Source organism: Pseudomonas putida, from assembly GCF_002906855.1.
GTDB lineage: Bacteria > Pseudomonadota > Gammaproteobacteria > Pseudomonadales > Pseudomonadaceae > Aquipseudomonas > Aquipseudomonas putida_N.
The window spans coordinates 910,416-924,506 of record NZ_MINI01000038.1 but is presented as its reverse complement, the minus strand read 5'-3'; the positions used below and the strand labels follow the sequence as shown (position 1 = coordinate 924,506).

Genomic DNA, 14,091 nt, shown 5'->3' with positions numbered 1-14,091 from the left:
GGCTCCGCTCAGTGGCGCGCCTGGCGCGCCCTGACCGGGACCGGTTGGGCTACCAGCACGATGCCGGAGAAGCCCAACACGAGAAAACAGAACATCTGCCAGCGCTCGCCGACCGAGATGCCGTAGCGCAAGGTGTAGTACCCCACACAGGCCGCAAAGCCCAACAACAGCATCTGGCCGCGAAACTGCCGCCACCAGGCCGCCAGGCCGTCTACCCTTGCCAGCACCGCCAGCTGGGTCAACAAGCCAAGCAACGCCACGCCGATCAACCAGCGGTCGATCTGCCCGGCGATGTCCTGCACCAGCAAGGGTGCCAGGCCACTGACTTTCAGCGCCGGCACCAGCCCCACATGGAACACCCACAGGCCACCGACCCAAAAAACCTGGGCCAGCTGCCAGAGGATCCCCTCGAGGGATGGCGCCCGCAGGCGCCGGTCAGATGTGTTTGACTTCGACAATCTCGTACTCGACCGTACCGCTTGGTGTCTTGACCACCACGGTGTCACCTTCTTCCTTGCCAATGATGGCACGGGCGATCGGTGCGCTGCTCGAAAGCTTGCCTTGTTTCACGTCAGCTTCATCTTCACCGACGATCTGGTAGGTCACCTCGTCATCGGTCTCGGTGTTTGCCAGCACCACGGTGGTGCCGAAAATCACCTTGCCAGTATGGGCGATGGTGGTGACGTCGATCACCACCGAGTTCTGCAGACGGCCTTCGATGTCACGGATACGCGCTTCGACCATGCCCTGCTCTTCACGGGCCGCATGGTATTCGGCGTTTTCCTTGAGGTCGCCGAGCTCACGCGCTTCGCCAATGGCTTGGCTCAGGCGCGGGCGCTCGGTCTTGCTCAGGAAGGTCAGCTCCTCTTCCAGGGCGCGAGCGCCCTGGACGGTCATCGGGTACTTGGTCATGCTCATGCTTTGAGTCCTGCATGCAGATCCTGCAGGCGACGAACAGTCTTCTCGGGACCGAATTTCAGCGCCTCGCAGATGGCTTCACCAGCCGCAATGGTAGTGGTGCAGTAGATCTTGTGCTGCAGCGCATTGCGACGAATCGAGTAGGAATCGGCGATCGACTGGCGGCCTTCGGTGGTGTTGATGATCAGCGACACTTCGTCGTTCTTGATCATGTCGACCACGTGCGGACGACCTTCGGTCACCTTGTTCACACGGCGCACTTTCAGGCCAGCCGCTTCGATGACCTTGGCAGTGCCTGCCGTTGCAACCACTTCGAAGCCAAGGGCGATCAGGTCGCGGGCAACGCCAGCCACTTGCGGCTTGTCGTCGTCACGCACGCTGATGAACGCAGTACCGCCGGTCGGCAGCACTTCGCTGGCACCCATCTGGGCCTTGGCGAACGCTTCACCGAAGCTGTCACCGACACCCATGACTTCACCGGTCGATTTCATCTCAGGGCCGAGGATCGGGTCAACCCCTGGGAACTTGGCGAACGGGAAGACGGCTTCCTTGACGCTGTAGAAGTTCGGGATGATTTCCTGGGTGAAGCCCAGTTCTTTCAGGGTTTTGCCGGCCATGACGCGGGCAGCGATCATGGCCAGGGAGGTACCGATGCACTTGGACACGAACGGTACGGTACGCGAAGCACGCGGGTTGACTTCGATCACGTAGATCTTGTCACCCTGCAGAGCCAGCTGCACGTTCATCAGGCCGACAACGCCCAGTTCCAGGGCCATTTTCTTGACCTGTACGCGGACTTCGTCCTGCACTTCCTTGCTCAGCGAGTACGGCGGCAGCGAGCATGCGGAGTCACCGGAGTGAACGCCGGCCTGTTCGATGTGCTGCATGATCGCGCCGATCACCACGTCGGTGCCGTCGCATACCGCATCCACGTCCATCTCGATGGCGCAGTTGAGGAAGTGGTCGAGCAGTACCGGGCTGTCGTTGGAAACCTGTACGGCTTCACGCAGGTAGCGCTTGAGCTCGTCCAGTTCGTAGACAATCTCCATGGCGCGGCCACCCAGTACGTAGGATGGGCGCACAACCAGCGGGTAACCGATGCCACCAGCAGCGCGGATGGCTTCTTCTTCGCTGCGCACGGTAGCGTTTGGCGGCTGCAGCAGGTTCAGGCGCTGAACCATCTGCTGGAAGCGCTCACGGTCTTCGGCACGGTCGATAGCGTCCGGGCTGGTACCGATGATCGGCACGCCGGCTTCTTCCAGGGCGCGAGCCAGTTTCAGCGGGGTCTGGCCGCCGTAGTGAACGATGACGCCCTTCGGCTTCTCGACGCGGCAGACTTCCAGCACGTCTTCCAGGGTCAGCGGCTCGAAGTACAGGCGGTCGGAGGTGTCGTAGTCGGTGGAGACGGTTTCCGGGTTGCAGTTGACCATGATGGTCTCGTAACCGTCTTCACGCAGCGCCAGTGCGGCGTGTACGCAGCAGTAGTCGAACTCGATACCTTGGCCGATACGGTTCGGGCCGCCACCCAGGATCATGATCTTGTCGCGGGTCGACGGGTTGGCCTCGCACTCTTCCTCATAGGTCGAGTACAGGTAGGCGGTGTCGGTGGCGAACTCGGCGGCGCAGGTGTCGACGCGCTTGTACACCGGGAACACTTCCAGCTTGTGGCGGTGACGGCGCAGGTTCTTGTCGGTAATACCGAGCAGCTTGGCCAGGCGCTGGTCCGAGAAGCCCTTGCGCTTGAGGCGCAGCATGTAGTCTTTGTCGATCGACGACAGGGCCAGGGTCTTGACCTTCTCTTCTTCCTTGATCAGATCTTCCATCTGCACCAGGAACCACATGTCGATGCCGGTCAGCGCGAAGATTTCTTCACAGGTCATGCCCGAACGCATGGCGTCGGCAACGTACCAGATACGCTCGGCACCCGGCACGGTCAGTTCGCGCTTGAGGATGCTGGCAGCTTCTGGGCTGGCCAGGTCGACTTTCGGGTCGAGGCCGCAGGCACCGACTTCCAGGCCGCGCAGGGCTTTCTGCAGGGACTCCTGGAAGGTACGGCCGATGGCCATGACTTCACCCACGGACTTCATCTGGGTGGTCAGGCGGGCGTCGGCTTTCGGGAATTTCTCGAAGGCGAAGCGTGGCAGCTTGGTCACGACGTAGTCGATCGACGGCTCGAAGGACGCCGGAGTACGACCGCCGGTGATGTCGTTCTGCAGTTCGTCGAGGGTGTAACCAATGGCCAGCTTGGCGGCGATCTTGGCGATCGGGAAGCCGGTGGCCTTGGACGCCAGGGCGGACGAACGCGAAACGCGCGGGTTCATCTCGATCACGACCATGCGGCCGGTGTTCGGGCAGATACCGAACTGCACGTTGGAACCACCGGTTTCGACACCGATTTCACGCAGCACCGCCAGCGAGGCGTTGCGCATGATCTGGTATTCCTTGTCGGTCAGGGTCTGTGCCGGAGCCACGGTGATCGAGTCACCGGTGTGCACGCCCATCGGGTCAAAGTTCTCGATGGAGCAGACGATGATGCAGTTGTCCTTCTTGTCACGGACCACCTCCATCTCGTATTCCTTCCAGCCGATCAGCGATTCGTCGATCAGCAGTTCCTTGGTCGGCGACAGGTCCAGACCACGGGTGCAGATTTCTTCGAATTCTTCACGGTTGTAGGCGATACCGCCGCCAGTGCCGCCCATGGTGAACGAAGGACGGATGATGCACGGGAAGCCAAGCTTCTCGAGGACCGCATTGGCCTCTTCCATGCTGTGGGCGATACCAGAGCGCGGGCACTCCAGACCGATGTCCTTCATCGCCTTGTCGAAGCGCGAACGGTCTTCGGCCTTGTCGATGGTGTCGGCGTTGGCACCGATCATCTCTACGCCGAACTTCTCCAGAACGCCGTGGCGCTCCAGGTCCAGGGCGCAGTTCAGAGCAGTCTGGCCACCCATGGTTGGCAGTACTGCGTCCGGGCGCTCTTTCTCGATGATCTTGGCCACCGACTGCCACTTGATCGGCTCGATGTAGGTGGCATCGGCCATGGCCGGGTCGGTCATGATGGTGGCTGGGTTGGAGTTCACCAGGATGACGCGGAAACCTTCCTCGCGCAGGGCTTTACAGGCCTGGGCGCCGGAATAGTCGAATTCGCAGGCCTGGCCGATCACGATCGGGCCAGCGCCGAGAATCAGGATGCTTTTGATGTCTGTACGTTTTGGCATGGTTGTCACTCAAATCCGCGGGTCAGTCGGCAAGCCGTCTTGAACAATCTGGGTCAGGCGCTTCCGGGCGCGGCGCGAGCCGGCCCGGGGCCTTGATGCAGGATGCTCAGCGGCGCTTGGCCATGGCATCGGTGAAACGATCGAACAGTGGCGCGACGTCGGTCGGGCCTGGGCTCGCTTCAGGGTGGCCCTGGAAGCTGAACGCGCTCTTGTCGGTGCGCTCGATACCCTGCAGGGTGCCGTCGAACAGCGACTTGTGAATGGCGCGGACGTTGCCCGGCAAGGTGGCTTCGTCAACGGCGAAACCGTGGTTCTGACTGGTGATCATGACCACGCCGGTGTCCAGGTCCTGGACCGGGTGGTTGGCACCGTGGTGACCGTGGCCCATCTTCACGGTCTTGGCGCCGGAGGCCAGGGCCAGCAGCTGGTGGCCGAGGCAGATGCCGAATACCGGAATCTCGGTTTCGAGGATTTCCTTGATCGCCTGGATCGCGTAGTCGCATGGCTCCGGATCACCAGGGCCGTTGGACAGGAACACGCCGTCCGGATTCAGTGCCAGCACTTCGCTGGCCGGGGTCTGGGCAGGCACCACGGTCACGCGGCAGCCGCGGGCAACCAGCATGCGCAGGATGTTCAGCTTGACGCCGTAGTCGAAAGCGACCACGTGGTACGGCAGGTCGGCAGCGTCGATGGTCGGGTGGCTGTCGGTTTTCAGTTCCCACACGCTGGAGCGCCACTCGTAGCGTTCCTTGGTGGAAACGACCTTGGCCAAGTCCATGCCCTTCAGGCCAGGGAAGCCGCGGGCAGCAGCGATGGCGGCTTCTTCGCTGATGTTGTCACCAGCCAGGATGCAGCCGTTTTGAGCGCCTTTTTCGCGCAGAATACGGGTCAGGCGACGGGTGTCGATGCCGGCGATGGCGACGACGTTGTTGGCCTTGAGGTACTCAGGCAGCGACTGGGTGTTACGCCAGTTGCTGGCCAGCAGCGGCAGGTCACGGATGACCAGGCCAGCGGACCAGACGCGGTTCGACTCGGCGTCTTCCGGTGTGGTGCCGGTGTTGCCAATGTGCGGATAGGTCAGGGTAACGATTTGCTGCGCGTAGGAAGGGTCTGTAAGGATTTCCTGGTAGCCGGTCATAGCGGTGTTGAATACCACCTCACCAACGGTCTGACCGTCGGCTCCGATAGCTTCACCGCGGAAAATACTGCCGTCGGCAAGGGCGAGTATGGCTGGCTTTGTCAAGAAGACCTCCCGTAAATCAAGCATGAAAGGGCGATCGCAGGTTGCAAAAAAGCGGAGTGACGTATGGACACGTCACCCCGCTTTTATGTGCTGAATTCAATTCGCTGCGCGCTTTTAGTGGACACACTAAAGCTGTAGCTTACAGAAAAGTGCGTTTTCGGTCTACCGCATATGTGTCTCTAAAACACATGATTGCGACAGAGGGCGCAGCGACCCGAGCTGCTCAGCGCAGCTCGAGCACGTCCTGCATGTCGTACAGGCCCGGTTCGCGCCCATCCAGCCACAGTGCAGCACGCACCGCGCCCTTGGCGAAGGTCATGCGGCTGGAAGCCTTGTGGGTGATTTCCAGGCGCTCACCTTCAGCAGCGAACAGCACGGTGTGATCACCGACCACATCGCCGGCACGCACGGTGGCAAAGCCAATGGTCTTGCGATCACGCGCGCCGGTCTGGCCTTCACGGCCATACACCGCCACTTCCCGCAGATCCCGCCCCAGCGCATTGGCAACCACTTCACCCATGCGCAGCGCGGTACCCGACGGCGCATCGACCTTGTGACGGTGGTGCGCCTCGATGATCTCGATGTCGACATCATCACCCAATACCCGCGCAGCCATGTCCAGCAGCTTGAGGCTGAGATTGACACCGACACTGAAGTTGGCGGCGAACACGATCGGGATGTCCTTGCCCGCCTCGGCGAGCAATTGCTTCTCCTCGGCGGTGAAACCAGTGGTACCAATGATCATCGCCTTGCCGTGCTTGCGGCAGAACGCCAGGTTCTTCAGCGTCACCGAAGGGTGAGTGAAGTCGATCAGCACGTCGAATTCATCGGCAACCTTGGCCAGGTCATCGGACAGCAGTACGCCGATCCGACCCAGCGCTGCCAGCTCACCCGCATCGGCCCCGACCAGCGAGCTGTCCGGACGATCGATCGCCGCTGTCAGCCCCGCACCAGGGGTTTGCTGAACGGCTTCGATGAGGGTCTTGCCCATCCGCCCCGCCGCGCCCATCACTGCAATACGTCGCATAGCCATTTTCCTTCTCAGAGATCGCCGAAGAAGCGCTTCACGCCATCGAACCAGCCGTTGGCCTTGGGCGAGTTGTCGCCTTCCAGCGAGCTGCGCAGCTCTTCGAGCAGTTCACGCTGGCGACGGGTCAGGTTGACCGGGGTCTCGACCGCCACGCGGCACAACAGGTCACCGGCACCACCACCGCGCACCGGGGCAACACCCTTGCCACGCAAGCGGAACTGCTTGCCGGTCTGGGTGCCTTCCGGAATTTTCAGCTTCACGCGACCATCGAGGGTCGGCACTTCCAGCTCGCCACCCAGGGCAGCATCGGTGTAGCTGATCGGCACTTCGCAATACAGGTGCTTGCCGTCACGCTGGAAGATCTCGTGCTCGCGCACGTTGATCACAACATACAGATCGCCGGTCGGACCACCATGGGTGCCCGCCTCGCCCTCGCCGGAAAGGCGAATGCGATCGCCGGTATCGACACCAGCCGGCACCTTGACCGACAGGGTCTTGTATTCCTCGACACGGCCTTCGCCATGGCAGGAGGTGCACGGGTCGGTGATGATCTTGCCCTGGCCGTGGCAGCGTGGGCAGGTCTGCTGCACCGAGAAGAAGCCCTGCTGCATGCGTACCTGACCGATACCGCCGCAGGTCGGGCAGGTCGACGGGGTCGAACCCTTCTTGGCGCCAGAACCGTCACATGGCTTGCAGTTGACCAGCGTGGGCACGCGGATGCTGACCGTGGTGCCACGCACCGCCTCTTCGAGATTCAGCTCCAGGGTGTAGCGCAGGTCGCTGCCACGCTGGGCACCGCCACGTCCGCCACCGCGACTGCCACCGAAGAAGTCACTGAAAACATCGCCGAAGATGTCGGAGAAGTTGGCACCGCCGAAGCCGGCACCGCCGCCACCCATGCTCGGGTCGACGCCGGCATGGCCGTACTGGTCGAACGCCGCGCGCTTGCTGGCATCGGACAGTACTTCGTAGGCCTCGTTGGCCTCCTTGAACTTGTCTTCCGACTCTTTATCGCCCGGGTTGCGGTCCGGGTGGTATTTCATCGCCAGGCGGCGGTAGGCCTTCTTGAGGTCAGCTTCGCTGGCGCCGCGCTCGACACCCAGGACCTCATAATAATCACGCTTGGACATAGGTCATTTGCACCTTGTGGGGCGTCCGGCATCTGCGCCGCGCCATCAGCACTTGCCTGCACACCACGAATGGCCCAGACAAATGCTGTAAAAAATCTCGAATTCCAGATACGCCAACGCGGGAGCAAGCCCCCGCGCGGCGACACCTTACCAGTTCACCGGCACAAGCCGGTGAACGGGTCGACAGCAGGCAACGATTACTTCTTGTCGTCGCCTTTCACTTCTTCGAACTCGGCGTCAACCACGTCATCGTGCTTGGCTTCCGGCTCGGCGTGCTGCTGAGCGCCACCCTGAGGCTGTTCGGCCTGCTGCTCGGCGTACATCTTCTGGGCAACCGGAGCCGATACCTTGGACAGCTCTTCGACCTTGGCGTCGATGGCAGCCTTGTCGTCGCCTTTGACAGCGGCTTCCAGGGCAACCACGGCGGCTTCGATCGCGGTCTTCTCTTCAGCAGTGACTTTGTCACCGGCGTCAACGACCATCTTGCGAGTCGAGTGCACCAGCGCGTCACCCTGGTTACGGGCAGCGGCCAGCTCTTCGAACTTGCGGTCTTCCTCGGCGTTGGCCTCGGCGTCACGCACCATGCGCTCGATTTCTTCGTCGGACAGGCCAGAGTTGGCCTTGATCACGATCGACTGAGCCTTGCCGGTGGCCTTGTCTTTGGCGCCGACATGCAGGATGCCGTTGGCGTCGATGTCGAAGGTCACTTCGATCTGAGGCACGCCACGTGGCGCTGGCGGAATGTCAGCCAGGTCGAACTTGCCCAGCGACTTGTTCTGCGCAGCCTGCTTACGCTCGCCCTGCAGCACGTGAATGGTCACGGCGCCCTGGTTGTCGTCGGCAGTCGAGAACACCTGCGACTTCTTGGTCGGGATGGTGGTGTTCTTCTCGATCAGCGCGGTCATCACGCCACCCATGGTTTCGATACCCAGGGTCAGCGGGCTTACGTCCAGCAGCAGTACGTCTTTCACGTCACCGGCCAGTACGGCGCCCTGGATGGCAGCACCCATGGCCACGGCTTCGTCCGGGTTGACGTCCTTGCGCGCTTCTTTACCGAAGAAGTCAGCAACGGCCTTCTGCACCATCGGCATACGGGTCTGACCACCGACCAGGATCACGTCGTCGATCTTGCTGGCGTCGATGCCGGCGTCTTTCAGGGCGATGCGGCAAGGCTCGATGGTACGGTTGACCAGGTCTTCGACCAGCGACTCCAGCTTGGCGCGGGAGATCTTCACGTTCAGGTGCTTCGGACCGGTAGCGTCTGCAGTGATGTACGGCAGGTTGACGTCGGTCGACTGGGCCGAGGACAGCTCGATCTTGGCCTTTTCAGCAGCTTCTTTCAGACGCTGCAGGGCCAGTGGATCGTTCTTCAGGTCCATGCCGGACTCTTTCTTGAACTCGTCTACAAGGTAGTCGATCAGGCGCATGTCGAAGTCTTCGCCACCCAGGAAGGTGTCGCCGTTGGTGGCCAGTACTTCGAACTGGTGCTCACCGTCGACTTCGGCGATTTCGATGACCGAAACGTCGAAGGTACCACCACCCAGGTCATAAACGATGACGGTGTGGTCGCCCTTGGCCTTGTCCATGCCGTACGCCAGTGCAGCAGCGGTCGGCTCGTTGATGATGCGCTTGACGTCCAGACCGGCGATGCGGCCGGCGTCCTTGGTAGCCTGGCGCTGGCTATCGTTGAAGTAGGCCGGAACGGTGATGACCGCTTCGGTCACGGACTCGCCGAGGTAGTCTTCGGCGGTCTTCTTCATTTTCTTCAGCACTTCGGCGCTGATCTGTGGCGGCGCCATGTCCTTGCCGTTGGCCTGTACCCAAGCGTCGCCGTTACCACCTTTGACAATCTTGTATGGCACCAGCTTGATGTCTTTCTGCACGACGTCTTCTTCGAAGCGGCGGCCGATCAGGCGCTTCACTGCGAACAGAGTGTTGTGCGGGTTGGTGACAGCCTGGCGCTTGGCCGACTGCCCTACCAGGATTTCGCCGTCGTTGGCGTAGGCCACGATCGAAGGGGTAGTACGCGCGCCTTCGGCGTTTTCGATGACCTTGACGTTACCGTTTTCCAGAATGGAGACGCACGAGTTGGTGGTCCCCAGGTCGATACCGATGATTTTGCCCATGTTAACTCTCCCGAAACTTGAATTTGGTGGCAGCGGCTACTTCTGGCCAACTGCGGTAATACTTGAACGCTTGACACCTAGATGGGGATGACCCGAAAGATTTCAAGCCTTCTCATCGATAGAAGGTTGCGGGGCAACCGGAGCCTTGCTCACCACCACCATGGCGGGGCGCAGCAGGCGGCCGTTGAGCAGGTAACCTTTCTGGAAGACGTTCAGCACGCTGTTCGGCTCGACGTCGGCGTTTTCCTGCATGGCCATGGCCTGGTGGTGATCAGGGTTGAACGGCTGGCCGTGCGGCTCGATGGCTTCGAGGTTGTAGCGCTTGAGGGTGTCCTGGAACATTTTCAGGGTCAGCTCGACGCCTTCACGGGTGTTCTTGACCTGGTCATCCTCAGGGCTGAGGTGGGTCAGAGCCATCTCCAGGCTGTCGATCACCGGCAGCAGGTCGCCAGCAAACTTCTCGAGGGCGAACTTGCGGGCCTTGTCGACTTCCTGTTCGGCGCGGCGAATGCTGTTCTGCGCTTCTGCAGCAACACGCAGGGACTGATCCTTGGCGGCGGCCAGCTGCTCCTCGAGCTCCTGAACGCGGGCGCCGTTATCCACTGCACCAGCCTCTTCGGCGTTAAGGTCTTTTTCATTCAGCTGTTCGTCAGCCATGGGTTCTCTCCTCCGCAATTTCTGTTGTACGAGCAAAGCTCGCCGTGTCTGCCGGCTATATGGGGCCGGAAAAACCAGCTTCAAGGGGCAAGTGGGTTTTGCAGGCCGCAACAGAATCCGCCAGAGGGCATTGGCAGGGCTGAAAAAAGTACTGTATAAATAACCAGACCTGAACTTCGGGAGCCGCCCCCATGCTGGTGCACCTGTCCATCCACAACTACGCCATCGTCGAACACCTCGACCTCGAAATCGCCCGCGGCATGTCGGTCATCACCGGCGAGACCGGTGCAGGCAAGTCGATCATGCTCGACGCCCTCGGCCTTGCCTTGGGCGACCGTGCCGACAGCGGCGTGGTGCGCCCCGGCACCGACAAGGCGGACATCCTGGCCACGTTCGACCTGGTGGACATCCCCGAAGCCCATGCCTGGCTGGCCGAACGCGACCTGGACAACGACGGCCTGTGCATCCTGCGCCGGGTCATCACCGCCGAAGGCCGCAGCCGTGGCTATATCAACGGTACGCCCTGCCCGCTTGGCGACCTCAAGGCGCTCGGCGAGCTACTGATCGACATCCACAGCCAGCATGAACACCAGTCACTGCTGAAGACCGACACCCACCGCCGCCTGGTGGACGAATACGCCGGCGCCATCGACCTGGCCCGCCAGGTACAGCTTGCCGCCAAGCGTTGGAGCCAGACCCGCCTGGAGCTTGAGCGGCTGAGCAACTCCGGCGACGAGCAACGCGCCCGCCATCAACTGCTGAGCTACCAGCTTGAAGAACTCGACAACCTCGGCCTGGGCGAAAACGAACTGGAACAACTGGAGCAGGAACACAAGAACCTGACCAACGCCGAAGCCCTCTTCGGCATCTGCCGCCAGGTCATCGACCAGTGCAGCGAAAGCGATTCGGGCAACGTGCTCAGCGCCCTCACCTCCAGCCTCAATCGCCTCGGCGCTGCAGCAAACGCCCCGCGTGCATTGGGCGAAGCCGCGAACATGATCGCCAGCGCACAGATTCAGGTAGAAGAAGCGATGGGCGAGCTCAACCGCTTCCTCGACAACTTCGATGCAGACCCCATGCGTCTGCAAGCCCTGGAAGAGCGCCTCGACACGATCTACACCCTGGCGCGCAAGCACCGCGTTCATCCCACCGAACTGCCGCACCTGCAGCAGCAGCTGATGGACGAACTCGAAGGCCTGAACGCCAGTGACGAGTCGATCGAACGCCTGGGCGAGGAGCTTGGTGCCTTTGCCCAGCACTATAAAGTGAAGGCACTGGAACTGAGCGCCCTGCGCCAGCAGGCAGCCAAACAGCTGGCTGTCGCCGTGGAGCAGGAAATTCAGCGCCTGGGCATGCCGGGCGGTCGGTTCTGCATCGAACTCACCCCCAATGAAGGCAACGACCTATCACCCCATGGCCTGGAGCAGATCGAACTGCTGGTCAGCGCCAACCCCGGGCAGCCACTCAAGGGCCTGGCCAAGGTAGCGTCCGGGGGCGAGCTGTCACGCATCAGCCTGGCGATCCAGGTGATCACCGCGCAGACCTCGCGCATTCCGACCCTGGTGTTCGACGAAGTAGACGTCGGCATCGGCGGCCCTACGGCCGAAATCGTCGGCCAGTTGCTGCGTCGCCTGGGCGAGCGCGGCCAGGTCCTGACCGTGACCCACCTGCCTCAGGTGGCGGCGCAAGGGCACCATCACCTGTTCGTGCACAAGGTGCGCAACAGCGATACCACCCACACCGCAGTAGCCAGCCTGGGCAAGCGCGAGCGGGTCGAGGAAGTGGCGCGCATGCTGGGCGGCATCGACCTGACCAAGGAATCCCTGGCCCATGCGCGCAAGATGGTGGTTTCCGGCAAGGCCTGAGAGCACCTTCAGGCTCCCAGAAAGCACAAAGGCGACCCGAAGGTCGCCTTTGTCATTCATAACGAGCTAAATCGTTACTTTTTCTTACGCACATAAAGGACCAGATTGTGGTCCACGAGCTCGTAGCCATGCTCGGCCACGATCTCTTTCTGGCGGCGCTCGATTTCAGCGTCCATGAACTCGATGACTTCACTGGTCTCCACGTTGACCATATGGTCGTGGTGACCGCCGTCAGCCAGCTCGAACACCGCATGGCCACCGTCGAAGTTATGGCGCACCACCAGGCCAGCTGCTTCGAACTGGGTCAGTACACGATAGACGGTTGCCAGACCGACGTCCTCGCCAGCCTCCATCAGCGCCTTGTAAACATCCTCGGCGCTCATGTGACGTTGCTCGGTGGAGTCGAGCATCTGAAGGATCTTGACTCGAGGCAGGGTCACCTTGAGGCCGGCTTTGCGCAATTCGCTATTTTCAACCATGGTCAGCTTTCTCGCCGATGCTGCTTCGCAGCTTCTCTTAATACGGGTATGATCGGGGTTTACGTTGTCCAGCCAAGATAGTGGAAGTCGCCCACCGATGCAAAACACCAAGCTCTTGCTAAACAGCCTCGCCCTCGCGGGACTGCTCGCACTCGCCGGTTGCTCGTTTCCCGGGGTTTACAAGATCGACATCCAGCAGGGCAATGTCGTCACGCAAGACATGATAGACCAATTACGCCCCGGAATGACCCGTCGGCAAGTAAGGTTTATCATGGGTAACCCGTTGCTGCAGGACACTTTCAACACCAACCGTTGGGACTACCTGTACAGCCTGCAACCTGGTGGCGGCAAACGCCAGCAGGAACGCATGAGTATCTTCTTCAACGACAGCGACCAACTGGTCAGCCTGTCTGGCGACTTCATGCCAGGTGTGAGCCGCGACCAGGAAATCCTCGGTGGCAGCAGCAACACCACGGTCAGCCCGGCCACCCAGCCAGAGCAGGCCAAGCCGCAGCCGGAAGAGAAGCCAGCCAAGCCAGGCTCGACGGAAGAATCCATCCAGCGCGAGATCGATACCATCGAGACCACCCCAGTGCCGACGCCAGCACCGCTGGAAACCTCGCCGCAGTAATTGCCGGCCAGACGAAAAAGCCCGGACCATGGTCCGGGCTTTTTATTGCCTGCCAGAGCAGCTAGCGCTTGGCCTTGGCCTGTGCGGCACGCTGCCTGCGCGCCTCGACCGGGTCGATCAGCAGAGGCCGGTAGATCTCCAGGCGATCCCCCTCCTCGACCACACGCTCGTGCGCATCCGCAACCACCTTGCCAAAAATGCCCACCGGGCATTCCTCGACATTCAGCCCGCCGACTTGCGCGGCAATCCCGGACAGGCGCAATGCTTCACGCACAGTCGTCCCATCCGCTACGTCACAGACCAACAGCCACTGGCGCTCGGCCGTGGCGTAGGCCACTTCAACCTTGACCATTGAGCTGCTTGGCACGCTGGCAGAACGCATCCACCAGGGTATTGGCTGCCTGATTGAACAGCGGCCCAAGCGTGGCACGCACAATTGCGCCGGCGTAGTCGAAGGTCAGGTCCAGGCTGATCTTGCAGGCCTTTTCACCGAGCGGTTTGAACACCCACAGGCCATGCAGCTGAGTGAACGGCCCCTCTTCCAGATTCATCTCGATGGACTGCCCTGGCACCAGCACATTGCGGGTGACGAACTGCTGGCTCATGCCGCCCTTGGCCACTTCCAGCTTCGCCCGCATGTGCGTGTCACTGGCCTCGATCACGGTCGACGCCGAGCACCAGGGCAGGAATTCAGGGTAGCTGGCCACATCATTGACCAGATCGTAGAGCGCCTGGGCAGGGTACGGCAGCAGGGCGGAACGTTGAATATGGGTAGTCATCCAGGCGTCACTTCC

Annotated in this window: 13 protein-coding genes; 2 read left to right on the top strand and 11 right to left on the bottom strand. The window is 61.4% G+C overall.

What is annotated here, in order from left to right:
• Window positions 1-8: 8 nt before the first annotated feature.
• The 8 genes from BGP85_RS16860 to grpE all read right to left on the bottom strand — a co-directional run bounded on the left by BGP85_RS16860 (window position 9) and on the right by grpE (window position 10,322).
• A complete protein-coding gene (locus tag BGP85_RS16860; protein WP_103448903.1) occupies window positions 9-458 on the bottom strand; it encodes an MFS transporter in 450 nt (149 codons plus the stop codon).
• Entirely contained in the window at window positions 436-918 is a 483-nt protein-coding gene (gene greA, locus BGP85_RS16855) for a transcription elongation factor GreA (protein ID WP_177326679.1), read from the bottom strand. The genes BGP85_RS16860 and greA overlap by 23 nt, the downstream gene beginning before the upstream one ends.
• Window positions 915-4,136, bottom strand: coding sequence for a carbamoyl-phosphate synthase large subunit (gene carB / locus BGP85_RS16850; protein ID WP_103448902.1), 3,222 nt, complete (start codon window positions 4,134-4,136; stop codon window positions 915-917). The genes greA and carB overlap by 4 nt, the downstream gene beginning before the upstream one ends.
• 106 nt (window positions 4,137-4,242) lie before the next feature.
• Window positions 4,243-5,379, bottom strand: a complete 1,137-nt coding sequence (gene carA / locus BGP85_RS16845) for a glutamine-hydrolyzing carbamoyl-phosphate synthase small subunit (RefSeq protein ID WP_003249935.1) — start codon at window positions 5,377-5,379, stop codon at window positions 4,243-4,245.
• 223 nt (window positions 5,380-5,602) lie between these two features.
• Complete coding sequence (gene dapB / locus BGP85_RS16840) at window positions 5,603-6,406, bottom strand: 4-hydroxy-tetrahydrodipicolinate reductase (RefSeq protein ID WP_103448901.1); 804 nt, start codon at window positions 6,404-6,406, stop codon at window positions 5,603-5,605.
• A gap of 14 nt (window positions 6,407-6,420) precedes the next feature.
• Complete coding sequence (gene dnaJ / locus BGP85_RS16835) at window positions 6,421-7,539, bottom strand: molecular chaperone DnaJ (protein WP_103448900.1); 1,119 nt, start codon at window positions 7,537-7,539, stop codon at window positions 6,421-6,423.
• Between the two features lie 197 nt (window positions 7,540-7,736).
• A complete protein-coding gene (gene dnaK / locus BGP85_RS16830; protein WP_103448899.1) occupies window positions 7,737-9,665 on the bottom strand; it encodes a molecular chaperone DnaK in 1,929 nt (642 codons plus the stop codon).
• 102 nt (window positions 9,666-9,767) lie between these two features.
• Window positions 9,768-10,322, bottom strand: coding sequence for a nucleotide exchange factor GrpE (gene grpE, locus BGP85_RS16825; RefSeq protein ID WP_103448898.1), 555 nt, complete (start codon window positions 10,320-10,322; stop codon window positions 9,768-9,770).
• Window positions 10,323-10,513: 191 nt separating this feature from the next.
• On the opposite strand from grpE, the gene recN reads away from it, so the two are divergent.
• Entirely contained in the window at window positions 10,514-12,187 is a 1,674-nt protein-coding gene (gene recN, locus BGP85_RS16820; protein WP_103448897.1) for a DNA repair protein RecN, read from the top strand.
• Between the two features lie 74 nt (window positions 12,188-12,261).
• Here recN and fur read toward each other — a convergent pair whose 3' ends face one another.
• Window positions 12,262-12,666 carry a ferric iron uptake transcriptional regulator gene (gene fur, locus BGP85_RS16815; protein WP_008096237.1) on the bottom strand — a complete coding sequence of 135 codons (405 nt, stop codon included), beginning with the start codon at window positions 12,664-12,666 and terminating at the stop codon, window positions 12,262-12,264.
• A 97-nt stretch (window positions 12,667-12,763) separates the two neighbouring features.
• Here fur and BGP85_RS16810 point away from each other — a divergent pair, with 97 nt between their 5' ends.
• The gene (locus tag BGP85_RS16810; protein WP_103448896.1) at window positions 12,764-13,297 is read left to right on the top strand and encodes an outer membrane protein assembly factor BamE; all 534 of its coding nucleotides are present in this window, start codon (window positions 12,764-12,766) and stop codon (window positions 13,295-13,297) included.
• A 61-nt stretch (window positions 13,298-13,358) separates the two neighbouring features.
• Here the strand turns inward: BGP85_RS16810 and BGP85_RS16805 are convergent, their stop codons facing one another.
• Together BGP85_RS16805 and BGP85_RS16800 are read right to left on the bottom strand one after the other, a co-directional pair.
• Window positions 13,359-13,649 (bottom strand): RnfH family protein, encoded by a 291-nt coding sequence (locus BGP85_RS16805; RefSeq protein WP_181004532.1) that lies wholly within the window; start codon window positions 13,647-13,649, stop codon window positions 13,359-13,361.
• On the bottom strand, window positions 13,636-14,076 hold the full coding sequence (locus tag BGP85_RS16800; protein ID WP_103448894.1) for a type II toxin-antitoxin system RatA family toxin: 441 nt from the start codon (window positions 14,074-14,076) through the stop codon (window positions 13,636-13,638). Before BGP85_RS16800 ends, BGP85_RS16805 begins: the two co-directional genes overlap by 14 nt.
• Window positions 14,077-14,091: the final 15 nt, after the last annotated feature.

Bases quoted from the DNA above. Each gene is read 5' to 3' on its own strand.
- greA (WP_177326679.1), bottom strand. From the start codon at position 918: ATGAGCATGACCAAGTACCCGATGACCGTCCAGGGCGCTCGCGCCCTG.
- carB (WP_103448902.1), bottom strand. From the start codon at position 4,136: ATGCCAAAACGTACAGACATCAAAAGCATCCTGATTCTCGGCGCTGGC.
- dapB (WP_103448901.1), bottom strand. From the start codon at position 6,406: ATGCGACGTATTGCAGTGATGGGCGCGGCGGGGCGGATGGGCAAGACC.
- dnaJ (WP_103448900.1), bottom strand. From the start codon at position 7,539: ATGTCCAAGCGTGATTATTATGAGGTCCTGGGTGTCGAGCGCGGCGCC.
- dnaK (WP_103448899.1), bottom strand. From the start codon at position 9,665: ATGGGCAAAATCATCGGTATCGACCTGGGGACCACCAACTCGTGCGTC.
- grpE (WP_103448898.1), bottom strand. From the start codon at position 10,322: ATGGCTGACGAACAGCTGAATGAAAAAGACCTTAACGCCGAAGAGGCT.
- recN (WP_103448897.1), top strand. From the start codon at position 10,514: ATGCTGGTGCACCTGTCCATCCACAACTACGCCATCGTCGAACACCTC.
- fur (WP_008096237.1), bottom strand. From the start codon at position 12,666: ATGGTTGAAAATAGCGAATTGCGCAAAGCCGGCCTCAAGGTGACCCTG.
- BGP85_RS16810 (WP_103448896.1), top strand. From the start codon at position 12,764: ATGCAAAACACCAAGCTCTTGCTAAACAGCCTCGCCCTCGCGGGACTG.
- BGP85_RS16805 (WP_181004532.1), bottom strand. From the start codon at position 13,649: ATGGTCAAGGTTGAAGTGGCCTACGCCACGGCCGAGCGCCAGTGGCTG.
- BGP85_RS16800 (WP_103448894.1), bottom strand. From the start codon at position 14,076: ATGACTACCCATATTCAACGTTCCGCCCTGCTGCCGTACCCTGCCCAG.